Genomic DNA, 21506 nt, shown 5'->3' on the forward strand with positions numbered 1-21506 from the left:
CCTATGCTCAAACTATAGGGCAGGATCGTCTACCGGGGTGGGGTCAGTCCAACTATAGGGCAGGATCGTCTACCGGGGTGGGGTCAGTCCAACTTCTGTATCGCGCTGTCTGCGAAGGCCGGGCCATGAAGAAAGCGACAATCAGGATGTATCGTATTCTGGAATCGGGCATCGAGGCCGAGTATTTCAATATCATTCTGGAAAACGTCAAGTTCACAACGGTAGCACCATTCCTGTCTCCTAACGGTATGAGTAGTACTCACCTTGAAACGCTTGAGTTGCGTTATGAAGCAATTACCTGGAAGTATACGGAGGGGAATATTATCTATCGTGATTCATGGAACGATCGTTGTTGTGCCTGATGACGAGGGATACCAAAGGAGGCAATTGCCTCCTCTGGCTCTAACGAGGGGATAAAATGATCGACTTAACCGCAGAACAGCGACAGCTGGCGAAAATAGTTCATGATTATGCCTGCCGGTTTCCTCTGACAGAAAATGGCGATGTTCAGTTATTGCAAGGCTGTTATGACTATATTGATGCTTTAAAACGGGTGAATGGGCAGCGTTTCAAAAGTCCATATGAGCAACATTTGCCGCAATATAGTGGATATTTGCGCTTTGCAAAGTGTATGGAAAGGCTGGCACAAGACATCCCTGATTGCGTCATTGAGGCATCGAAAGATCACTAAAAACTTCGTACCGGAAAATTCGGCGGTTCCGGCGTAGAACCTCTATTATGTGTCATACATTTTCCTCCGCGTCCTATACTTGTTACTCCGACGACAACACAGGAGAACGGTAATGACTATCCATAAGAAAGGTCAGGCACACTGGGAAGGTGACATTAAACGCGGTAAAGGGACTGTGTCGACCGAAAGTGGTGTGTTGAATCAGCAACCGTATGGGTTTAATACACGATTTGAAGGTGTGAAAGGCACCAATCCTGAAGAGTTGATTGGCGCGGCCCATGCTGCCTGCTTCTCGATGGCGCTTTCGCTCATGCTGGGCGAAGCGGGATTTACCCCAGATGCCATTGATACCACTGCCGATGTTTCTCTGGATAAGGTGGATGCCGGTTTTGCCATCACCAAAGTGGCGCTGCACAGTGAAATCGCCGTGCCTGGCATTGATGCCGCAACCTTTGACGGTATTATTCAGAAGGCGAAAGCCGGTTGTCCGGTATCGCAGGTTCTGAACGCGGAAATCACGCTGGATTACCAGTTGAAATCCTGATGGCTGCCTGCCGGATGTGATGTCGCATCCGGCAGACATAACTTACTGTGCCACCCAACCACCGTCCATATTCCACGCCACGCCGCGCACCTGCGCGGCAGCGTCTGAACACAAGAACAGCGCCAGCTCCCCCAGTTGCTCCGGGGTGACAAACTCGCGTGACGGCTGCTTTTCTGCCAGTAAGGCATCGCGTGCCGCAGCGGGCTCTGCACCATCAGCAATGCGTTTGTCGATTTGTTGCTGTACAAGCGGCGTCAGCACCCAGCCAGGACACAGTGCGTTACAGGTCACGCCAGTCTGCGCGGTTTCCAGCGCCGTGGTCTTGGTTAATCCCACCACGCCATGCTTGGCTGCGACATACGCCGATTTCTCTTTTGAAGCCACCAGCCCATGTACAGAGGCGATATTAATGATGCGTCCCCAGTTGCGCTGACGCATGCCGGATAGCGCCAGACGGGTGGTGTGGAAAACAGAGGACAGGTTTATCGCGATGATCGCATTCCACTTATCAACTGGAAAAGTTTCCAGCGGCGAAACGTGCTGGATCCCCGCGTTGTTGACCAGAATATCCACGCAGCCAAACTCACTTTCAGCGTAACGCATCATCTCGGCAATTTGTGTTTCATCACTGAGATCCGCACCGTGATACCCCGGCGTTTTGCCATACTGCGCCACGGCATCTTTCGCCGCCTCAACATCACCGAAACCGTTGAGAATCAGGGTGGCTCCTGCTTGTGCCAGTACCTGAGCGATACCTAAACCGATACCGCTGGTTGATCCGGTAACCAGAGCGGTTTTACCCGTTAAGTTCATGATGATTCTCCTTAAACGATTCCTGTGGTGTAGAAGACGCCGATAACAAACAGTACGGCCAGGCTTTTGATTACGGTGATGGCAAAAATCCCGCCGTACGCCTGACGGTGGCTTAAGCCCGTGATGGCTAACAACGTAATGACTGCCCCGTTATGCGGCAGGGTATCCATGCCGCCGCTGGCCATCGATGCGACGCGGTGGAAGACTTCAAGTGGAATATTGGCGGCATGTGCGGCAGCAATAAACGTATCGGACATGGCCGCAAGCGCAATACTCATCCCGCCGGATGCCGAACCGGTGATCCCGGCCAGAGTGGTAATGCTGATGGCTTCATTGAGCAACGGGTCGGGAATTGCCGCCAGTGCTTTTGACAATACCAGGAATCCCGGCAGGGCGGCGATAACCGCGCCAAAACCGTATTCTGACGCGGTATTCATCGCCGCGAGGATAGCGCCGCCAACTGCCGTTCGGCTGCCTTCCGCCAGACGACCTTTAATGTTGCGGAAACCAAAAATGACAACCAGCAAAATCCCGGCAATCAGCGCGGCCTCCACAGCCCAGATAGCGGTGATCTTCCCAACTTCGGTGGTAATTGGCCTGGCAAGGCCCGGCAGCTCCAGTTGATGCGTCGCGCCGTAAAACTCCGGGATCCAACGGGTAAACAGCAGGTTAAACACACCGACCAGAATCAGCGGAGAAATCGCAATAATCGGGTTTGGCAGGTTAATGTTATCCGGTGTTTCCGGCTCGTTTAACAGTTCAGTGCCATAGCCTTCGTTTTTTGCCTGCGCTTTGCGACGCTGACGTTCAAGGTAAATCAGGCCCACAAAGATTATAAACAGCGATCCTATCAGCCCCAGCCAGGGAGCAGCCCAGGCGTTAGTCCCAAAGAAGCTGGTTGGAATGATGTTCTGGATCTGCGGCGTGCCGGGTAGCGCATCCATGGTGAAAGAGAAGGCCCCCAGCGCGACGGTTGCCGGGATCAGTCGTTTGGGGATATTACTTTGACGGAACAGTTCAGCCGCGAACGGATACACCGCAAAGGCGACCACGAACAATGACACGCCACCGTAGGTCAGTAGAGCACATACCAGCACAATGACCGGGATTGCATGGCGTCGCCCGAGAATATTAATGGCAGCAGCAACGATCGAACGGGAAAAACCGGATAACTCGATTAACTTGCCAAACACCGCTCCCAGCAAGAACACCGGAAAGTATAGCTTTACAAAACCGACCATTTTTTCCATAAACAGACCGGTGAAGGCGGGGCCGACGGCACTGGGTTCAGTCAACAGAACAGCACCTAATGCCGCGATGGGGGCAAACAGGATAACGCTGTATCCGCGATAGGCTGCCAGCATCAGCAGGCCCAGCGCTGCCAGGGCGATTAATACACTCATCATGACTCCTTATTATTATAGTGGGGTACAGAAGGTGAAATTACGGTTTCAGGGCAAAGCGCAGCTGATGCTCTCTGCGTTGCTGGATGTATTCCTTGCGCGAATCATCCCAGCGATAAAATCCCTGGCCGCTGCGCAAGCCGGTGTCACCACGGGCAACTTTGTCAGCGACCAGGGACATCATGTCGCTGCCGGTGGCCAGCTCCGGGAGCAGATGGCGACAAATGTCCTGCACGGTGGACAGTCCGGTCATATCTGCCGCTTCCAGCGGGCCGACCATCGCATAGCGACGTCCGAGAGACGCACGCATCACCTGGTCAACCACTTCGGTGCTGGCAATACCGCTCTTAACGATATGCAGTGCTTCACGCAGCAGGGCAAACTGCAGGCGATTGCCGACAAAGCCCGGTGCGGCGCGGTCGAGCACGACCGCCTCAAGCTGCATTGCAACGAGGAATTGCTGCAGTTCGCTGAGATATTCTGGTTTCGTTGCTGAACCCGGCACAATTTCAACCAGCGGAATAAAGTGTGGTGGGTGCCAGAAATGGGCGATCAGCAACCGTTCGGGGTGGGTGAGTTTTTCTGCCAGCGCATCCGGCGGCAGACCGCTGGTATTACTGGCAATCACCGCATCTGGGGCGATTAATGCTTCCAGTTGTGCATACAGTGCGTGCTTAAGCTCGAGTCGTTCCGGGATCGCTTCAATCAGTAATTGCGCGGTGGCGATATCCTGCAGCGAGGTCGTACCGTGCAGGCGACTCAGAACTGACGCTTTTTCCTCTGCGTGAAACTGGTCAGTCGCGATCAGCTCATCGAGAATGCTACTGGCAACGGCGTTAATTTCAGCAATCCGGTCGCTATCGGTATCAAATAACCAGATATCATGGCCAAAACGGGCAAAATGGGTGGCAATGCCGACGCCCATTAAACCCGCGCCCAGGACGCTAAAGTGATTATTTTGCATGCTGTTCTCCTGTTGAACGCTCTACCGCCAGCGCGACACCCTGACCGCCCCCCACGCACAATGTGGCCAGTCCTTTGGTCGCGTTGCTGCGCGCCATTTCATGTAACAGGGTCACCAGAATGCGGCAACCAGAGGCGCCAATCGGATGACCCAGCGCAATCGCACCGCCGTTGACGTTAACTTTGTTGCTGTCCCAGTTCAGGGCTTCACCCACCGCCAGCGCCTGTGCGGCAAATGCTTCGTTAGCTTCGATAAGATCAACGTCATTGAGCGTCCACCCGGCGCGTTTCAGACACTGGAGCGAGGCTTCTACCGGGGCAATACCCATGATGGACGGGTCGACACCGGAAACAGCGTAACCCGCGACCCGGGCCAGTATCGGCAGGTTGAGCGTTGCAGCCCTGGCGGCGCTCATCAGCATCACCGCCGCCGCGCCGTCGTTGATTGATGAGGCATTTCCTGCGGTGACCGTGCCATTACCTGGTCGAAAAGCCGGTTTCAGTTGTGCCAGTTTCTCAGCCTGAGTATCCGGGCGTGGCTGTTCATCACGCTCAACCAAACGTGGTGGTTTTTTCCCTTGTGGAACGCTGACTGGCGTGATTTCTGCAGTGAATCGACCGGCTTCAATTGCCGCTGCGGCTTTCTGCTGAGACTGCAGCGCAAAGGCATCCTGTTGTTCGCGGCTGATAACAAATTTATCTGCCAGGTTTTCAGCCGTAATGCCCATGTGGTAGTCGTTAAACGCATCCCACAGTCCGTCATGTACCACGCTGTCTTTCAGACTGGCGTGACCCAGACGCAGGCCCGCTCGCGCGCCGTCGAGAAAATAGGGCGCATTGCTCATGCTTTCCTGACCGCCGGCAATGACGATGTCCGCATCACCACAGCGGATAGCCTGCACCGCCTGTTGCACCGCTTTCAGACCTGAACCACATACCAGATTGATGGTTAGCGCAGGGACTGTCACCGGCAAGCCAGCCCGTAATGCTGTCTGTCTGGCCGGATTCTGACCGCTGCCCACCGTCAGAACCTGTCCCAGGATCACTTCGTCAATTTGCTCCGGTGCGACGGCGGTTTTTTCCAACAGAGAGCGGATCACCACCGCCCCCAGTTCCACGGCACTGAGCGGTGCCAGCGCCCCGTGGAAACTGCCAATGGGTGTGCGCGTTGCCGCGACAATAACAACATCCTGCATGGTCAGATCCTCAGTTGAATTGCATTTCGGGCACACTGTCGGGAACGATCAGTTTTCCCGCGGTCCTGGCAACAATCTCCTCGACGCTGATGCCCGGCGCACGTTCGCGCAGGATGAATGCGCCGTTGGCGATCTCCAGTAGCGCCAGGTCGGTAAGCACGCGTTTAATGCAGGCCACGCCGGTTAATGGCAGGGTGCAGGCGGGGAGCAGCTTGGACTCCCCGTTTTTGGACGCATGAGTCATGACCACAATGATGTTTTCAGCCCCGGCCACCAGGTCCATTGCGCCGCCCATGCCTTTCACCATCTTTCCGGGGATCATCCACGACGCAATGTTGCCATTGGTGTCCACCTCAAATGCGCCAAGCACCGTCAGGTCGACGTGGCCGCCACGGATCATGGCGAAAGACTGTGCTGAATCGAAAATTGCCGCGCCTTTACGTGCCGTCACGGTCTGTTTTCCGGCGTTGATCATGTCGGCATCCAGTTCGTCTTCGGTCGGAAACGGGCCCATGCCGAGCAGACCGTTCTCCGACTGCAGCATCACGTCCATACCATCGGGGATATAGTTGGCCACTAAGGTTGGAATGCCGATCCCGAGGTTGACGTAATAACCGTCGCGCAGTTCCCGGGCGACACGCATCGCCATTTGTTCACGCGTTAACATGGTCAGGCTCCTTTCTGGCGCAGGGTGCGTTGTTCAATGCGTTTTTCAAACTGCCCCTGAATGATGCGGTTGACGAAAATTCCGGGGGTATGAATCGCCGCGGGGTCCAGTTCACCGGGAGGAACAATTTCTTCAACTTCCACGACGGTAATGCGTCCGGCGGCAGCCATCAGCGGATTAAAGTTCTGGGCAGTGTGGCGGTAGATAACGTTGCCGTACCAGTCGGCTTTCCAGCCTTTGACCAGCGCAAAATCACCCGTAATCGCCTGTTCCATGATGTAAGGACGTCCGTCAAATTCACGGACCTCTTTGCCTTCGGCGACGGGTGTACCGTATCCCGTGGCGGTGAAAAACGCCGGGATCCCTGCGCCACCGGCACGTAACTGCTCAGCCAGCGTACCCTGCGGGGTCAGAATGGCTTCCAGTTCACCGCTCAGCACCTGCTTTTCAAACAGCGCATTTTCGCCAACATAGGACGCCACCACTTTACGTACCTGGCGTGTTTCCAGCAGCACACCGAGGCCAAAACCATCTACACCGCAGTTGTTTGAGACGACAGTCAATCCCTGAACCTCCCGACGACGTACTTCGGCAATCAGGTTTTCAGGAATGCCGCATAGGCCAAAACCGCCAGCCAGTAGCGTCATGTTGTCGGTCAGCCCAGCCAGCGCCTCTTGATACGTGGCGACACGTTTATCCAGTCCAGCCATACACTTGTCCCTCCAGTTGTCCTTGCCGACATCATTGGGGGTGAAAAATGATTTGTTAATTTTAAATTTGTGACTCACTCATTGGGTTTTTTTATCAATTTAATGTTAATTAAAGGTATTCAATAGGTTAAAGGAATGCGAAATGGGAATGAGCATCAAACAGTTACGCGCGTTTTTAGCGGTAGCTCACACTCTGAATTTTGCTCATGCCAGTGAACGACTGAATATGTCGCAGCCTGCGTTAAGCCTGGCGATTAAAGGACTTGAGGACTCGCTGGGCGGGGCCTTACTGCTGCGCACGACGCGCAAAGTTACCCTGACACAGGAGGGCGAAACGCTGCTGAATATGGGGCGGCAACTGCTTGCTGATTGGGAGAATACTGAAGAAGCGATGCGTCAGCGCTTTACGTTGCAACGCGGAAAAATCTCTATTGCTGCCATGCCTTCGTTTGCGGCTAACGTCTTGCCACAGGTACTGAAAACCTTTCGGGATTGCTATTCCGGGATTAACGTGACGGTTCACGATGTCATAAACGAGCAGGTCATTGAAATGGTGAGTGAAGGGCGGGTGGAGATGGGGATCGCCTTCGAGCCTGATTATTCAGGGCAACTGCATTTCACGCCGCTCGGTGTCGATCGTTTTGTGGCGATCGTCCCGCCAACGTCCAGGCTGGCGGGGCGAGAGCGTATTGCGTGGCGCGAATTGCTGACGCTGGATTTTATTACGCTGCAACGTCCATCTGCCGTGCGCCTGATGCTGGAAGAACAACTGGTGCAAAGCGGACATACGCTGGACGTGGCGCTGGAAAGCCATCAACTGGTGACCGTTGGCCGTATGGTGGCAAACGGATTAGGCGGCAGCGCAGTTCCCGCACTGTGTCGAACACAAATGACGGAACTTGGCGCAACCTGTATAGAGCTTGACAGTCCCGTGATCCAGCGGCGGATCGGGGTGCTGCGTTCGGCACACCATAAATTATCAACCGCGTCGGGAATGCTGGTGGATGCGCTGAAAAAGGCGTATCTCGCCTGAAAATGCGCAGTCAGCAGATATCAATGGTGCGCCAACAGCGAACTTCCCGCCCGGCTTCATTTTTCAGTAATGTCTGTTTTTTTTCGCATCCGTGGGTTGCCAGCGGGCATCTGTCGCGGAAAAAACAGCCTTGCGGTAGCGTTCTGTTGCCGGGGAGTTCGGTTTTACGCAGGACCAGGTCCTCAGCCAGTGGCGTACCCGTTTTTGGCACCGAATCCAGTAACAGACGGGTGTAAGGATGCGCCGGATGCGAGAGAACCTGCTGCGCATCGCCCAGCTCGACAATTTGCCCAAGATACATCACCGCCACACGGTCGCTCATATGCCGTACGACCGATACGTTATGCGATATCAGCACAAACGTCAGATTCCGGCGTGCCTGCAATGCAACCAGCAGATTGAGGATTTGCGCCTGTACCGAAATATCCAGTGCCGACGTCGGCTCATCAAGGACGATCACATCCGGTGACGATGACAGCGCGCGGGCGATGGCAATACGCTGGCGCTGCCCGCCGGAAAAAGCATGCGGCAGGCGATCGAGGTATTCCGGGCGAATCCCTACCTGTCGAGCCAAATCCTCGGCCAGGGCGCGGCGTTCGCGTTCAGGGCTACGCTTTTGGATCCATACCGGCTCAGTGATTATTCGCCATACCGGCAAACGCGGATCCAGGGATGAAAGCGGGTCCTGAAAGACCATCTGCATACCGTTGTGTTGTTTGCCTCCGCCGCCAGAATAGTGCCCCTGGCTCGGTTTTAGCATCCCCATCAGCAGTTGTGCCAGCGTACTTTTACCACAGCCGGATTCGCCAACAATCCCCAGCGTTTCCCCCTGGCGGATTTGTAAATCCAGACCGTTGAGTGCATGCACGCGCTCTGTTACTTTGCCGAGCCAGTTTTTTCGCGCGGGGAAGTTGATATGAACATCCTGCAGATCCAGTAAAATATCAGACATGTGTCGTCTCCAGTTGTGGATACCAGCAGGCGGATTGTTGATCCGCACCGCCCTGGCTGCATAAATCAGGTGTTTCTTCACAGCGAGGCCCCGCGGCAAAGCAGCGCTCGCGGAATGCGCATCCGCCAGGTAAACAGGTTAAATTCGGTACGGTACCCGGAATGGCGGGGAGCAAAGCACGCGGTTCACCGTGCTCAGGCGCACATTTCAGGAGGCCAATAGAGTAGGGATGCGTGGGGTGCTGAATAACGGTTTGCGTCGGGCCGCTTTCAATCACGCTCCCGGCATACATAACGTATAACCGGTCACACAATTGCGAGACGACGGCCATATCATGGCTGATAAACAACACGGCGGTACCGCTGGCCCGCGCTTTAAGCTTCAACAATCGCAGTACCTGAAGCTGTACCGTGACATCCAGCGCGGTGGTGGGTTCATCGGCAATGATCAGGTCTGGCTCGCAGGAAAACGCGAGCGCAATCATCACGCGCTGACGCATACCACCAGAAAGCTCAAACGGGAAGCGGGACATCACTTCCGGGGCATCCGGGATTTGCATTTCTTCCAGTAACGCGATGGCTTTTTGCCGGGCATCCGTGCGGCTCAATGCCTGATGGTGACGAATGACCTCCACCATTTGTTGGCCGATTCGTCGTGTGGGATTCAACGCCGTCATCGGCTCCTGGAAAATCATCGCCACGCGTTGGCCACGCCACTGGCGCATCTGTTTTTCGCTGGCATTTAAAACATCTTCACCCAACAGCGTAACGCGCCCCTGATGGATACGATAGCTTCCTTCGGGTAACAGACGCATGGCGAGCATGGCCGTGACGGATTTCCCTGAGCCAGACTCGCCGACCACGCCGACAATTTCACCCCGGTTGATATGCAGCGACACATGATTCAGCGCATGCACATCCGCTTTATAACCGGGGAAGCTCAGGTGTAAATTCTCGATCTCCAGGACAGGTTGTGTCATGACTGTTTTCCTCCGGCTTTCGGATCCAGCAGATCGCGAATACCATCACCAAAGAGATTAAAGCCCACGGCGGTAATCAGAATGGCGGCACCAGGAAATGCGCAATACCACCACTGGTCAAGTACGTAGTTTCTACCAATCGCCACCATTGCGCCCCATTCAGCGCTGGGTTGTTGGGCGCCGAGCCCAATAAATCCGAGCGTGGCGGCCATCAGGATCGCACTGCCAATATCCAGTGATGCCTGCACAATCAGCGGGGGAAGTGAATTGCGTAAAATATGCCAGCTGATCAGATGCCAGCGTGATGCACCATAGGTTCGCGCGGCCTGTACATAAGTAAACTGACGAACAACCAACGTTTGACCGCGCGCGAGGCGTACATAGAAAGGAATACGTACAATCGCAATCGCCAGCATGGCGTTGAACAGGCTTGGCCCTAATGCGGCGGCCAGTGCCATTGTCAGTACCAGCGAAGGAATGGACAGCATAACATCCATCATACGCATGATGATCGCATCGGCACGTCCGCCCATCACGCCAGACAGGCATCCCAACAGCGAGCCCAGCCCGCCAGCGATACCGACTACCACCAGACCGGCAACAATTGACTGCTGACTTCCGACCAGGACGCGACTGAACAGATCACGACCCACTTCATCGGTACCAAACCAGTGGATGGCCGACGGTGGTAACAGGCGTGCGGTCAGATCGATGGCGTTAGGATCGTAAGGGGTGATCCACGGGGATAGCACCATTAACAGTAGCATCAGTACAATAATGACGCCGCCAATCAGCGTCAGCGGACTGCTCTTCATCATCCAGAATAGTTTTGCCCAGTCAAAACGGCGGCGGGTCGCTGGTGATGGTGCGGGTGTTTCTTGTGTGAGCATCACTGTGCACCTCCACGTCCGATTCGCGGGTCAATCCACAGGTAAAGGAGATCCACCACCAGGTTGACCAGTACATACGCAAAAGAGACCACCACGGCAAATCCCATTACTGCCGGGAAATCGAGCGCCTGAATGGAGGTCACAACCCAGGCGCCCATGCCTGGCCAGGCAAAGACCGTTTCGGTCAGTACCGCACCATAAAGCAGATCGCCCAGGGCCAAACCCAGCACGGTTATCGACGGAATCAACGCATTCGGCAGCGCATAACACAAAATGATGTACCACCCCGGTAAACCACTGGCACGCGCGGTGCGGATATAATCTTCGCTCAGTTGTTCCAGCATGGCGGAGCGAATCTGTCGGGCAACGATCCCTAAGTGCACAAAGGCCAGCGTCAGTGACGGCAGGATCAGGTGCTGCAGCGCATTGAAAAAGACCTCGGCGTTGCCTTCCAGCAACGCATCAACCAGATAGAAACCGGTGACGTGCGTGGGGGGATCGAGCCAGTCATCAAGCCGTCCGCCGCCGGGTAAAATCTGCAAATGACCATAAAACAGCACGATAACACCGAGGCCCAACCAGAATGCCGGGGTCGAAATACCGGTAATAGCCATCAGACGCACAAGATGGTCGAGCCAGCGGTTGCGCCAGACAGCAGACAGGATACCCAGCGGGATACCGATGATCAGCGCCAGCAGCAGAGAGCAGAAGGCCAGTTCAAGCGTGGCGGGGAAGAAGACGCGCAGTTCATCCAGCACCGGACGGCCGGTGCGAATGGACGTGCCTAAATCACCCTGAAAAATATCGCTGACGTAACGGAAAAACTGAATATACAGCGGCTGATTCAGTCCCAGCTGTTGGCGAATATTTTCGACAATTTCATCGCTGGCGCGATCGCCGGCCAGCAGCCGTGCGGGGTCGCCCGGGATCAGGTGCGAAATAATAAAAGTGATCACACAGACACCGGCAACCACCAGGATAAGTCCCCAGCATCGCTGGCGTAAAATGCTCCAGAACGTCATTGGCTTCCCCTTGCGGAGCCAAATCGGCTCCGCATTAACGTGGCTTATTTACTCATGGTGGCGATGTTGAAAACCTGTTCCAGCATGGGGTTGAAGACAAAACCTTTGACGTCTTTATTCATCGCCAGCTGGTAGTTCTTCTGGAATAAATAGACGTAAGCCGCTTCATCAATGACAATGGTTTGCGCCTGCTGGTAATCATTGGTTCTGGCGACCTGGTCGGTAGTGGCCAGCGCACTGCGCAGCAGCTTATCGACCTCACTGTTTTCATAGAATGAACGATTACCTGGTAAGCCTTTCTTATCCGACTCAAACCAGTAGTTCATGAACATGTACGGATCAGCAAAGTCCGGGCTCCAGTTACCAATGGCAATGTCATAGTCACCTTTACCGACGCGATCGCGCATGGTGGCATTCGCCAGTTTTTCCAGTTTCACCTTAATGCCTAACTTGCCGAGGCTGGCCTGAGTGGAGAGCGCAATCGGCTCCCAGTTAGGATCGTTATCGGAATACAGGAAGCTCAGGGTTTCGGGTTTGTTGGCAACGTTACCTAATGCTTCTTTTGCTTTCGCTTCATCAAAGCTGTACTGCATTGCTTTTTCATCAAATCCCCACATGCCCTCAGGGATCGGACCACGCATCTGCTTACCGTTGCCGCTGAGGATCCCGTTCACCATCCCCTTATAATCGGTTGACCACGAAATGGCGCGGCGTAAATCCACCTGGTTGAGCGGCGCTTTGCTGTTGTTCAGGTACAGGTAAGTCACGCGCAGTGACGGGTAATCCGCCACGTTGACTTTACCTTCCTGTTTGAGGGCAGCAAGCTGGTCAACAGGGAGTGCATCGGCGATATCAATATCGCCCCGGGACAGTTGCAAACGACGGGAAGCGCTTTCTCCGATGATTTTGACCGATACGCGTTTAAACGTGGGTTTGGGACCGGAATAATGTGGGTTGGGCACCAGTACCAGTTGTTGTCCTTTTTGCCAGCTCTTCAACATGAAGGGACCAGACCCGGCCGTATTTTGTGCCAGAAATCCACGAGCATCATCCGCGGCATGCTCTTTTAAGATCGCCGGGTTGATAATTGAGGCGCCGTCATTTGCCAGCGTATATAAGAACGGCGCGAATGGTTGGCTAAGGGTAAATTTCACCGTGTTGTTGTCGATGGCATCAACTTTCAGATCTTTCGGAAATGCCTCAGCCGGCCCTTGGCCGATCTTGAGCAGACGCTCAAAAGATTGTTTTACTGCATCAGCGGTTACTGGCGTGCCGTCGGCGAATTTAGCATCGCTTTTCAGGGTAAAGGTCCATTCTTTTTGGTCATCAGACGCTTTCCAGCCGCTGGCCAAATCGCCTTCAACTTCCGTGGAACCTTTGCCGCCCTCTGTTTTGTACTGAACCAAACGTTGATATGAGGGATAAGTCACCGTCCAGTCGTTGTTATCGATTGTTACAGCAGGATCGAGCGTTTGTGGATCGGCGGCTTTGCCGATGACCAGCATATCTTTAGGGACGGCGGCCTGTGCGGCAGGCAAGGCGACCGCCAGCGCAACGGCTAACAGAGCGGGGCGAAAAAACGAGGTTAACGCAGGTGTAGTCTTCATAACCAGGCTCCAGAATTAAAGGGGATGTTGTGTTGTTATGGGCGTGACAGTGTAACAAGATATTTGATCGTCAAGCAGCGGGTAACGCGCGGCATTCGGCAGTTCGAAATGCCACCACTCGCTGTTGATGCCGACAAAACCGCCGCCGAACATGATGGCATTGAGCAGCAGTCGATTACGCTGTGCAGCCGGAGGAACTGAAGGGTGCCAGGCATGGGAACGGTCATGCATTTCATCAAAACCGGCTCCCATATCGAGAATATCACCGTGATCGTCCATCAGCGTGACGTCAATGGCCGTACCCCGGCTGTGATTCGAGCCGATCGCCACATCTACCACATACTGCGGGTCCGGACAGGCATTCCACAGTATCGCTTGCGCCTGCTGTGGGCGGTACGCGTCATACACCACCAATGACAAACCCGCCAGCTGCGCGATGCTGATGCTTTTGGCCAGCGCAGTGACGGCCTCGGAATGCAGCAGACAGCGCGCTTCCCGGTAGATAGGCGCGCCGGTAATGTTATCGGCTGTAGCGTATTTCAGATCGATATGCAGTGACGGGAATATCACCGACAAATCGACCAGTTCTGGGGTATCTGACATAGCACGTTTCCTGTTTACTGTTCGAATTGACCAAATTGTTGTTGTAACTGGCGATTAGTTTGCAGGCGTCCCGCGAGGGAGTCGCCCAGTTGCGCGACCACCGCGGAGAGTAATAAGTTGAACAGGCAACTCACCGGAGCAAGTGAATCCCAGAAGTGCCCGGTGTCCGTTTTCACCTGAAGTAAATCAATGGCGTAGTCTCTAGCCCAGGGGCACCATACATCCGTGATTAACGCGAGAGGAATGCCACGCTCACTGGCAACGCGGCAATATTGTCGGGATGTCGCCGAGTAAGCGCGCGTATCGGTGATCACGACATAAGGTTGATTAAATCCCGAGTTCAGCGACTCAACCCAGCTACCGGAAAGTCCTTCGGAGTAACTCACCTTCGGGCGCAGATATTCCAGATGGCTAAAAAAGGCGTTGGCGATCCCGCGGGTGGACTGGATCCCAAGAATATAAACGGCTTCTGCCTGCGCCAATTGCTGCGCGATACGTAAAAAAGTCTCGCTTTGCGCCAGTTGGTAGACGTAGGTGATAGCGTCAATTTCCAGCAACAGCGACTGTTGTACGCGGTCAGGTAGATCTTGCTGCTGGTGCCAGGAGTCCAGGCGCTCGTTCATTCCCCAGGGCTGATAGGGAATAGCGGGTATTTCACGCAGGCTGGCTTTCGCATCTTCCAGGTTACGAAACCCGAGTTTACGCAGGTAACGGCCGACGGTAATGCCACTGGTTCCTGCTGCTTTTGCGATGCCGTCTGCCGTTTCAAAAGGGATCTGTGCAGCGTGCGCTAACAACCAACCGGCAACGCGCTTTTCGCTGGGCGTTAGCTGGCTAAAGGTCTGTTCTATGCGGGCAAATAACTCAGGTTTTGATGTCATTACCATCTCGCTGTTAGTTGTTTGTCAGATACCGCTTCACTGTTACCGGATTAACAATGCAGGACGCGTGCCAGGTCGGCGACAGCGCTGCGTCGGGACTCTTTGTTAAAAAACATCAATTTTCATTAACTAATGATCAACATTTGTGCAGCGTAGTTCAGTTTTGGTGCAACGGTAGGGTAAGTGAGGGATGAATCTGCTGATTTCGTCGTAACGATCACATTGTGTGCAACATTTCTTATCAGACATCAGAATCAGTAATGTGAAATATAAATTTCAGCCATATCGATGGCCGTAATCTTTATTCTTCTGACTGTGGGAGTATTATTTTTTGCGAACTACATTAACGGTTTAAAGCGCAAGTGTAGATATTATCTGGATTATAAATGGAGTACTACAATGAATAAATTCTCCCTTTCTACAGCAGGCATCCTGGTCGCAGCGCTGTTAACCAGTGTAAGCGTCAATGCAGCAACTGATAACGCTAAAACTGAAGTCACTCCGAAAGGCATGAGCTGCCAGGAGTTTATTGATTTGAACCCGCAAACTATGGCTCCGGTTGCTTTCTGGGTGCTGAATGAAGACGAAGACTTCAAAGGCGGCGACTTCGTAGACTATAACGAAACTATCACTACAGCTGTGCCTCTGACCGTTGAACTTTGCAAAAAACATCCGCAAAGTGAATTAAGCAAAATAAAAGAAGAAATCAAAAAAGAATTATCTAAATAAGATTAAGCATGTATTAAAACCCAGCCAGAGTGCTGGGTTTTGCTATTTGTGACAACGTCACTTATTTATTTTGTAATACTTAAGAAAACGTTATAAAGATATAAACTCCTGTGCCGATACTGGGTAAAAGTTAGCCTTTTGCAGAAGGAGTTTGTATGGCCTGGTATCCTACTCGTATTTCAACGCGGTTAACCATTGGCGGCATCCTGCTGCTTGCGGTGACCACCCTTGTTATTGTTGCAATTATGCTCTGGCGTGGTCAGCCACGCGTCGTTGAAATCAATACCGCCCTGATAGAAGAGACAGGGCAAGGTTTAACGCGTCAACTGAGTACTGTGCTCTCTCGTATCGAGGGCGAAACCGTCAGTCTGTCACGACTGGCCGAAGTACTGCCTAATGATGAGTCTTTGTATCAAAGCGTGGTTCCACACCTGATTGGCGAAGACAGCCACTCAATTATTACCGGCGGCGGGATCTGGCCAGAGCCAAACGCGTTCACCCCGGGAGTCGAGAAACGTAGCTTTTTCTGGGCGCGTAATGCTGAGGGTAAGCTTGATTTTTCGAATGATTATAATGCCGAAGGATCCGCCGGTTATCACAATGAAAGTTGGTATCAGCATGCTAAAGGTCACTCACAGAACAGTTGCTTGTGGTCGGATGTTTACCAGGATGCCAGTTCCGGCGTGAACATGGTGACGTGCAGTATTCCGTATCAATTAGCCGGCAAGTTTGCCGGTGTGGCCACCACCGATATTCGTCTGGATAACGTTGCGACCTTTATGCAGCAGCAGGGCAACAGCACCGGTGGCTACGCATTTGTGGTTGATAAACAGGGGCAGATCCTCTATTTCCCCCAGGCCGATCAGACAAAATACAAAACCTTTAGCGATCTGGCGCAAAGCGCACACTGGCTGGCCCCGGTGGAAGCCGGGCTGAAATCGCTTCGCACGACTGATGGCGTGAAAACCATCACGCTTGAAAGCGACAACGTGCTGAATGCTCCATCACGCGTAATGATGTTCCCAATGGCTGATACTGGCTGGGTCGTAGGGCTGGTGACACCGGAAACGCGCATCGTTGGCCTCGCCAAAGTCATGATGCAGGATGTGCTGGAAGTGCTGATCCCGATTATGACCGTGTTACTCGTAGGATCATGGCTGGTGGTGCGTCGCTTGATCTCTCGTCTCGATGATACTCGTCGCGCGCTCGATGATATCGCACAGGGTGAAGGCGATCTTACCCGACGTCTGGATGTTCGGGGTAAAGATGAGATTTCAGATATCGCGGAAGCCTTTAATCTGTTCGTCGATAAAATTTCCGCCATTCTGATCACCGTCAGAAGCAGTAGCGTAGTGGTAGCCAATAACGCCGTCAGTCTGGCCGACAGTAACATGGAGCTTTCTTCACGGGTTACTCAACAGGCGGCCGCGCTGGAAGAGAGCTCGGCAGCGATGGAACAGTTAAATGCGACCGTTCATCAAAATGCGAGCAACACGCAACTGGCAGATGAACTTTCCGACAACACTGCGCAAACGGCGAATCGCTGTGGTGACGTGATGCAGGGCGTGATTTCGACAATGGATAACGTCAGTGCCTCGTCCGGTAGAATGGTAGAAATTGTAGCCGTCATCGACAGCATCGCATTCCAGACCAATATTCTGGCGCTGAATGCCGCCGTTGAAGCCGCCAGAGCGGGGGATGCAGGCAGAGGATTTGCGGTTGTCGCATCTGAAGTCCGTACACTGGCACAGCGCAGTGCCACTGCTGCCCAGGAAATCAAAGCGCTGATCGATGAGTCCGTCTCACATGTTGGCAGCAGCAGCCAGCAAATCCACAATGCAGGTGAGCGCCTGGAAGAGCTGGTCAACAACGTGCGTCAGGTTAGCCAACTGATGGGGGAAATCCGTGTCGCTGGTGACGAGCAGCGTAAGGGCGTTTCCGAAGTCACGCTCGCCGTTACCGAAATGGACAGCACCGTGCAGCAAAACGCATCGTTGATTGATGATGCCGCCACACGAACCCAGGTGCTGAAAGAAGAGGCGGAACAATTAGCTTTACTGGTTTCCTCATTCAAATTGCCGGAGCCTTCAGCGGTCTGAATCCCACGTAACGTATCCGGGTGCATCGTCTGCGCCCGGATAACACCAGGCTACACTTAACGTGGTTAACACGTCGGGAGCCAGAGTATGGATGAGTTTGTCGTCGCGATGCTGGTGCACACACCGGTGTGGGTGTATGTCTTGTTGGTCTTCCTGTTATTTCGGGGGATAAAAGCCAGGATACCCGCTACCGTTACGCTGGAAAAGCTGGCACTGATCCCGGCGCTCTTTCTTTTCTGGGATATTTACGATTTGGTCACTTACCGCGATCAGTCCATCAGCACGTACCTACAGTGGATGGCTGGTATTATTAGCGGCGCGATTGTGGGCTATATGTTGATAAAACCCGACCGTCTGGCACGCAGTACCGCACCACGCAGCATTCATCGCCCGGCAGATTACTCTGCATTACCGTTCATGATGTTGGCCTTTGGCATCAAATATGTACAGGGTGTATTGAATGCTATCGCTCCCGAAATTTTACGCCAGCCGGTAATGAGCGCGTTGGCAATCATTACCGGTGGTGTGTTTGCCGGTGTGTTTATCGGGAAATTTATCCGTTACGTCAGCGTTTATCTCCGGTCACCAGCCCCCGGCAACACTTAGCGTCCCCAACGATCACGAATATAGGTCACGGCTTCCTGGGTTTGCGGTTGGTTAAGATAGTCCTCCCGAAACAAGATAGTGCCATTAATATTCGGTTCGGACTCGTTCAGATCGAGTTGTTTTTTCAACTCCGGCACACCGCCTTGTACCGTCCAGTCCGGTTCTTTTCGTGACGGCTCACCCACTTTATACAGCGCAACGCCAATATACAGGCGGGTATTGGTGGATTTCACCACGCCAGCCCACCATTTTGCCAGTACATCATAACGTGCCGCATCACGGGCGAAAGGCCAGTACAGTTGTGGTGCAATGTAATCCAGCAGACCTGATTGCACCCAGCGCCGGGTATCGGCATACGATTCATCATACGCTGCTGCCCCGCGGGTGTCGGAGCCTGCCGGATCGTGGGAGCGATTACGCCACACGCCTGCAGGACTAACACCAAACTCCACTTCAGGCTTAATCTTTTTGATGGTCTGTGAGACCTGCTCGATCAGCTGTTGCGTGTTATGACGTCGCCAGTCGGCTTTTGAATCAAAACCCTGGCCATACTTTCTGAAAGTCTGGCTGTCGTTTAGCGTCGAACCCGGCGATTCGGTATAGAAGTAGTCGTCAAATTGCACGCCATCAACCGGATAATTCTCAACGACTTCCGCGACGATGCTGGTTATCCAGTCGCGCACGTCAGGAATACCCGGGTCCAGTACAAAACGTTCACCCGATGTACGGATCCAGTCCCGATGCAGAACATAAACGCTGGACGGGTTCTGCGACAGCGTGCTGTTTAATTCTGCGACCGTTGAAGACTTCGTATTGACGGAGACACGGTAGGGGTTAAACCAGGCATGAACTTTCATCCCGCGTTTGTGCGCCTCATCGAGCATAAATTGCAACGGATCGTAACCAGGGTCCTGGCCGATGGTGCCGGTCAGAGTGTCTGACCAGGGAAGAATTTTAGATTGCCACAGTGCAGTGCCGTCCGGTTTTACCTGGAAAAAGACGGTATTGATCCCAAGACGTTTCAGATTATCCAGCTTATCCGTCAGCGCTTTCTGCTGCTGGCTAATGCGGATGGCGGGCGAACTGATGTTTACAGATGAGATCGGCGGCCAGTCCAGACGGGAAACCGTTGCCAGCCAGATACCACGAACTGGCTCTTTGCTCTGTTGCGGGGTTGTTACCGGGGGGTGAGGGGTAACCTTCGACCCTGGCGGTTGTGAAGAGCAACTGCCAAGTAACAGCATACTGCCAACCAGTACAGCAAACCATTTCACATTGGTTAGCGGTAGCGTGTTGCGGGAACGGGCGAGGAGAGTCGCCCGTTTTTTCTGATAATGACCTGAAAAAAAACCGGATGCTGACATCGGATTTTGCTCTTATTTCTTCTTGTTGCGGCTGTTAGCCCAGGGATCAATAGCAGGAGCGGTGGGGGCTGGTGCAACGTCATGCAGAGCATCAAGATACAGTGCTTCAACTTCTGCACGCGCCCACGGCGTACGACGCAGAAACTTCAAACTGGATTTAACGCTCGGTTCATTTTTAAAACAGTTAATGTTTATCCGTTGGCCAAGTTCAGCCCAACCATAACGATCAACCAGGGCATTGACCTGCATTTCGAGCGTCACGCCATGCAAGGGGTCTTTAGAAATATGAGCATTCATATGAAGTCCAGTTCGATGGTTCCAGATTTTGTCAGTCGCGCGAGCGAAAGGTTACAAGAAAGCAAGGCGACCAGCAATGGTATAAACCGGCATAGCACTGTGAATAAGCACCATGCCAGCAATGTGCGCTCAGTACTCCTTAAAGGCCAGTTCCAGACGGGCGATCAGCGGCTTAAACAGGTAGCTTAAAAAAGTTCGCTCGCCGGTCTTGATCGTCACGCTCGCGGGCATGCCCGCTTTAATTTTGTAATCGCCCAGCAAGCGCGCTCCTTCTGCGGAAACTTGCACTTCGGCGAGATAATAGGGCTGTTGCGTTGCTTCATCAATTAAACGATCTGCTGAGATAGTCAGAACTCGGGCTGGTACGGAAGGTAACAGCGCATGGTTCAGGGCAGGAAACAGCACATCAACAGTTAAACCTGGGACCAGTTTATCAATGGCGTGCACCGGTATCCTGGCGTCGATTTGCATCGGCTGTCCGGCGGCAACAATATCCATGAGATGTTCACCGGGCTGAATCACACCGCCGACGGTACTGACTTTGACATCCAGAACGATACCGTTGATTGGGGAGCGAATTTCTGTGTTATCCAGTTCATGGCGGGTAGAAACCAGTTCATCCTCCAGCATCGCTACTTCTTTTTGGTTTTCAGTCAGTTCGGACTCAACTTCGCGTAAATACTGATGCCGTACCTGATACGCTTTGATTTTTAATTCGTTTTGCTGGGATTTGAGTTTAGCAATGTTCAAAATATCTTCGGACACACTGCCGGATATTTCGGCCGCCTCACGCTCCAGCACCAATAATTGCGCCTTGGGGTAATAGTTTTTTTCACTCAGCGCCCGAATCGCGCCTAACTCCCGATTAATCAGGTTGAACTGGTGATCGCGGTAACCTTTTATTTTATTAAGATTATCCGTTTGCCCGACCAGGCCATCGAGCGTTTCCTGAATCATGGACAACTCATCCTGAATCGTTTTCCGCCGCGTATCGAACAGTTTGGCCTGTAGATTCCTGACTTCTGCCAGCCGTTTATTACCGGAAAACTGCTGTGTCAGCATAGGATTAAATACGATTGCCTCCAGGCCATCTCTCTCTGCTAACAGACGATCTTCAATGCTTTTGGCGGAAATATACTGTGCGTTTAACGCGCTGTAGCGCATGTCGAGTTGCATCTTATCCAGGCGGACAAGCACCTGATTTCGCTTAACCAGGTCACCTTCTTTAATAAAAATATCCGTCACCCTACCGCCGCTCAGATGCTGAATAGTTTTTCGGTTACTGGATACGGTGACCGTACCGTCAGCAACGACACCGGCATCTAAAGGGGCTTGCACAGCCCAAAATAAAAAACCACCCATCCCCAGCACAATGATAACGACGCCGCGAACAATGGGGGACCAGATGTTGGTATCCACACCGGTGACGTCCGCGTTATTTGGAATTTTTTTCATCT

22 protein-coding genes and 1 pseudogene are annotated in these 21506 nt (G+C 53.2%); 7 read left to right on the forward strand and 16 right to left on the reverse strand.

The genetic code is table 11. The features are described from left to right. Positions 1-92 precede the first annotated feature (92 nt). The 3 genes and pseudogenes from tssD to osmC all read left to right on the forward strand — a co-directional run. A pseudogene (gene tssD / locus ACLJXE_RS07090) lies at positions 93-362 on the forward strand (type VI secretion system tube protein TssD); the annotation flags it as partial. Between the two features lie 56 nt (positions 363-418). Then, positions 419-691 (forward strand): arylsulfatase regulator, encoded by a 273-nt coding sequence (locus tag ACLJXE_RS07095; RefSeq protein WP_410750481.1) that lies wholly within the window; start codon positions 419-421, stop codon positions 689-691. A 112-nt stretch (positions 692-803) separates the two neighbouring features. Next, entirely contained in the window at positions 804-1235 is a 432-nt protein-coding gene (gene osmC, locus ACLJXE_RS07100) for a peroxiredoxin OsmC (RefSeq protein ID WP_410750482.1), read from the forward strand. 42 nt (positions 1236-1277) lie between these two features. Here the strand turns inward: osmC and ACLJXE_RS07105 are convergent, their stop codons facing one another. From ACLJXE_RS07105 to ACLJXE_RS07130, 6 genes are read right to left on the reverse strand one after another with little or no spacing between them, the layout of a single operon-like run. Further along, the gene (locus tag ACLJXE_RS07105) at positions 1278-2048 is read right to left on the reverse strand and encodes a 3-hydroxybutyrate dehydrogenase (RefSeq protein WP_410750483.1); all 771 of its coding nucleotides are present in this window, start codon (positions 2046-2048) and stop codon (positions 1278-1280) included. 11 nt (positions 2049-2059) lie between these two features. Next, positions 2060-3454, reverse strand: coding sequence for a GntP family permease (locus tag ACLJXE_RS07110; RefSeq protein ID WP_410750484.1), 1395 nt, complete (start codon positions 3452-3454; stop codon positions 2060-2062). 37 nt (positions 3455-3491) lie between these two features. Further along, entirely contained in the window at positions 3492-4415 is a 924-nt protein-coding gene (locus ACLJXE_RS07115) for a 3-hydroxyacyl-CoA dehydrogenase family protein (RefSeq protein WP_410750485.1), read from the reverse strand. Further along, complete coding sequence (locus tag ACLJXE_RS07120) at positions 4405-5610, reverse strand: acetyl-CoA C-acetyltransferase (protein WP_410750486.1); 1206 nt, start codon at positions 5608-5610, stop codon at positions 4405-4407. Before ACLJXE_RS07120 ends, ACLJXE_RS07115 begins: the two co-directional genes overlap by 11 nt. Before the next feature lie 10 nt (positions 5611-5620). Next, positions 5621-6277, reverse strand: a complete 657-nt coding sequence (locus tag ACLJXE_RS07125; RefSeq protein ID WP_410750487.1) for a CoA transferase subunit B — start codon at positions 6275-6277, stop codon at positions 5621-5623. A 2-nt stretch (positions 6278-6279) separates the two neighbouring features. Beyond that, positions 6280-6987 (reverse strand): CoA transferase subunit A, encoded by a 708-nt coding sequence (locus ACLJXE_RS07130; RefSeq protein ID WP_048211658.1) that lies wholly within the window; start codon positions 6985-6987, stop codon positions 6280-6282. A 142-nt stretch (positions 6988-7129) separates the two neighbouring features. Here ACLJXE_RS07130 and ACLJXE_RS07135 point away from each other — a divergent pair, with 142 nt between their 5' ends. After that, positions 7130-8020 (forward strand): LysR family transcriptional regulator, encoded by an 891-nt coding sequence (locus tag ACLJXE_RS07135; RefSeq protein WP_410750488.1) that lies wholly within the window; start codon positions 7130-7132, stop codon positions 8018-8020. Positions 8021-8030: 10 nt separating this feature from the next. Here the strand turns inward: ACLJXE_RS07135 and ACLJXE_RS07140 are convergent, their stop codons facing one another. From ACLJXE_RS07140 to ACLJXE_RS07170, 7 genes are read right to left on the reverse strand one after another with little or no spacing between them, the layout of a single operon-like run. Next, positions 8031-8972, reverse strand: a complete 942-nt coding sequence (locus ACLJXE_RS07140) for an ABC transporter ATP-binding protein (RefSeq protein WP_410750489.1) — start codon at positions 8970-8972, stop codon at positions 8031-8033. Beyond that, positions 8965-9951, reverse strand: coding sequence for an ABC transporter ATP-binding protein (locus ACLJXE_RS07145; RefSeq protein ID WP_410750490.1), 987 nt, complete (start codon positions 9949-9951; stop codon positions 8965-8967). The genes ACLJXE_RS07140 and ACLJXE_RS07145 overlap by 8 nt, the downstream gene beginning before the upstream one ends. Then, positions 9948-10844 (reverse strand): D,D-dipeptide ABC transporter permease, encoded by an 897-nt coding sequence (ddpC, locus tag ACLJXE_RS07150; protein WP_286630269.1) that lies wholly within the window; start codon positions 10842-10844, stop codon positions 9948-9950. Before ddpC ends, ACLJXE_RS07145 begins: the two co-directional genes overlap by 4 nt. Continuing rightward, positions 10841-11863: an ABC transporter permease gene (locus ACLJXE_RS07155; protein ID WP_137383060.1), complete on the reverse strand. Its 1023-nt coding sequence runs from the start codon at positions 11861-11863 to the stop codon at positions 10841-10843. The genes ddpC and ACLJXE_RS07155 overlap by 4 nt, the downstream gene beginning before the upstream one ends. A 44-nt stretch (positions 11864-11907) precedes the next feature. Next, entirely contained in the window at positions 11908-13470 is a 1563-nt protein-coding gene (locus ACLJXE_RS07160; RefSeq protein WP_410750491.1) for an ABC transporter substrate-binding protein, read from the reverse strand. A 15-nt stretch (positions 13471-13485) separates the two neighbouring features. Further along, on the reverse strand, positions 13486-14073 hold the full coding sequence (gene ddpX / locus ACLJXE_RS07165) for a D-alanyl-D-alanine dipeptidase (RefSeq protein ID WP_410750492.1): 588 nt from the start codon (positions 14071-14073) through the stop codon (positions 13486-13488). A 14-nt stretch (positions 14074-14087) separates the two neighbouring features. Then, entirely contained in the window at positions 14088-14954 is an 867-nt protein-coding gene (locus ACLJXE_RS07170; protein ID WP_410750493.1) for a MurR/RpiR family transcriptional regulator, read from the reverse strand. Positions 14955-15353: 399 nt separating this feature from the next. Between ACLJXE_RS07170 and hdeB the strand changes: the two genes are divergently transcribed. From hdeB to ACLJXE_RS07185, 3 genes are all read left to right on the forward strand, one after another. Then, entirely contained in the window at positions 15354-15683 is a 330-nt protein-coding gene (gene hdeB / locus ACLJXE_RS07175; RefSeq protein WP_005122660.1) for an acid-activated periplasmic chaperone HdeB, read from the forward strand. A gap of 155 nt (positions 15684-15838) precedes the next feature. Next, positions 15839-17782, forward strand: a complete 1944-nt coding sequence (locus tag ACLJXE_RS07180) for a methyl-accepting chemotaxis protein (RefSeq protein ID WP_410750494.1) — start codon at positions 15839-15841, stop codon at positions 17780-17782. Between the two features lie 87 nt (positions 17783-17869). Next, complete coding sequence (locus ACLJXE_RS07185) at positions 17870-18388, forward strand: hypothetical protein (protein WP_410750495.1); 519 nt, start codon at positions 17870-17872, stop codon at positions 18386-18388. Here ACLJXE_RS07185 and ACLJXE_RS07190 read toward each other — a convergent pair. The 3 genes from ACLJXE_RS07190 to ACLJXE_RS07200 form a co-directional block, all read right to left on the reverse strand. Continuing rightward, positions 18385-19752 (reverse strand): glycoside hydrolase family 10 protein, encoded by a 1368-nt coding sequence (locus tag ACLJXE_RS07190; RefSeq protein WP_410750496.1) that lies wholly within the window; start codon positions 19750-19752, stop codon positions 18385-18387. The two genes, ACLJXE_RS07185 and ACLJXE_RS07190, sit on opposite strands and share 4 nt — an antisense overlap. Before the next feature lie 12 nt (positions 19753-19764). Next, the gene (locus tag ACLJXE_RS07195; protein WP_410750497.1) at positions 19765-20049 is read right to left on the reverse strand and encodes a VF530 family DNA-binding protein; all 285 of its coding nucleotides are present in this window, start codon (positions 20047-20049) and stop codon (positions 19765-19767) included. Positions 20050-20178: 129 nt separating this feature from the next. After that, entirely contained in the window at positions 20179-21504 is a 1326-nt protein-coding gene (locus ACLJXE_RS07200) for an HlyD family type I secretion periplasmic adaptor subunit (RefSeq protein ID WP_410750498.1), read from the reverse strand. Positions 21505-21506: the final 2 nt, after the last annotated feature.

Origin of the sequence: Citrobacter sp. U14242, from assembly GCF_046555775.1 — a bacterium.
In the GTDB taxonomy this organism is placed as follows: domain Bacteria; phylum Pseudomonadota; class Gammaproteobacteria; order Enterobacterales; family Enterobacteriaceae; genus Citrobacter.

Excerpts from the sequence above, each read along its gene's own strand:
- ACLJXE_RS07125 (WP_410750487.1), bottom strand. The coding sequence starts at position 6,277 with ATGTTAACGCGTGAACAAATGGCGATGCGTGTCGCCCGGGAACTGCGC.
- hdeB (WP_005122660.1), top strand. The coding sequence starts at position 15,354 with ATGAATAAATTCTCCCTTTCTACAGCAGGCATCCTGGTCGCAGCGCTG.
- ACLJXE_RS07190 (WP_410750496.1), bottom strand. The coding sequence starts at position 19,752 with ATGTCAGCATCCGGTTTTTTTTCAGGTCATTATCAGAAAAAACGGGCG.
- osmC (WP_410750482.1), top strand. The coding sequence starts at position 804 with ATGACTATCCATAAGAAAGGTCAGGCACACTGGGAAGGTGACATTAAA.
- ACLJXE_RS07195 (WP_410750497.1), bottom strand. The coding sequence starts at position 20,049 with ATGAATGCTCATATTTCTAAAGACCCCTTGCATGGCGTGACGCTCGAA.
- ACLJXE_RS07160 (WP_410750491.1), bottom strand. The coding sequence starts at position 13,470 with ATGAAGACTACACCTGCGTTAACCTCGTTTTTTCGCCCCGCTCTGTTA.
- ACLJXE_RS07185 (WP_410750495.1), top strand. The coding sequence starts at position 17,870 with ATGGATGAGTTTGTCGTCGCGATGCTGGTGCACACACCGGTGTGGGTG.
- ACLJXE_RS07145 (WP_410750490.1), bottom strand. The coding sequence starts at position 9,951 with ATGACACAACCTGTCCTGGAGATCGAGAATTTACACCTGAGCTTCCCC.
- ACLJXE_RS07140 (WP_410750489.1), bottom strand. The coding sequence starts at position 8,972 with ATGTCTGATATTTTACTGGATCTGCAGGATGTTCATATCAACTTCCCC.
- ddpX (WP_410750492.1), bottom strand. The coding sequence starts at position 14,073 with ATGTCAGATACCCCAGAACTGGTCGATTTGTCGGTGATATTCCCGTCA.
- ACLJXE_RS07130 (WP_048211658.1), bottom strand. The coding sequence starts at position 6,987 with ATGGCTGGACTGGATAAACGTGTCGCCACGTATCAAGAGGCGCTGGCT.
- ACLJXE_RS07170 (WP_410750493.1), bottom strand. The coding sequence starts at position 14,954 with ATGACATCAAAACCTGAGTTATTTGCCCGCATAGAACAGACCTTTAGC.
- ACLJXE_RS07135 (WP_410750488.1), top strand. The coding sequence starts at position 7,130 with ATGGGAATGAGCATCAAACAGTTACGCGCGTTTTTAGCGGTAGCTCAC.
- ACLJXE_RS07115 (WP_410750485.1), bottom strand. The coding sequence starts at position 4,415 with ATGCAAAATAATCACTTTAGCGTCCTGGGCGCGGGTTTAATGGGCGTC.
- ACLJXE_RS07180 (WP_410750494.1), top strand. The coding sequence starts at position 15,839 with ATGGCCTGGTATCCTACTCGTATTTCAACGCGGTTAACCATTGGCGGC.
- ACLJXE_RS07105 (WP_410750483.1), bottom strand. The coding sequence starts at position 2,048 with ATGAACTTAACGGGTAAAACCGCTCTGGTTACCGGATCAACCAGCGGT.
- ACLJXE_RS07095 (WP_410750481.1), top strand. The coding sequence starts at position 419 with ATGATCGACTTAACCGCAGAACAGCGACAGCTGGCGAAAATAGTTCAT.
- ACLJXE_RS07155 (WP_137383060.1), bottom strand. The coding sequence starts at position 11,863 with ATGACGTTCTGGAGCATTTTACGCCAGCGATGCTGGGGACTTATCCTG.
- ACLJXE_RS07200 (WP_410750498.1), bottom strand. The coding sequence starts at position 21,504 with ATGAAAAAAATTCCAAATAACGCGGACGTCACCGGTGTGGATACCAAC.
- ACLJXE_RS07120 (WP_410750486.1), bottom strand. The coding sequence starts at position 5,610 with ATGCAGGATGTTGTTATTGTCGCGGCAACGCGCACACCCATTGGCAGT.
- ACLJXE_RS07110 (WP_410750484.1), bottom strand. The coding sequence starts at position 3,454 with ATGATGAGTGTATTAATCGCCCTGGCAGCGCTGGGCCTGCTGATGCTG.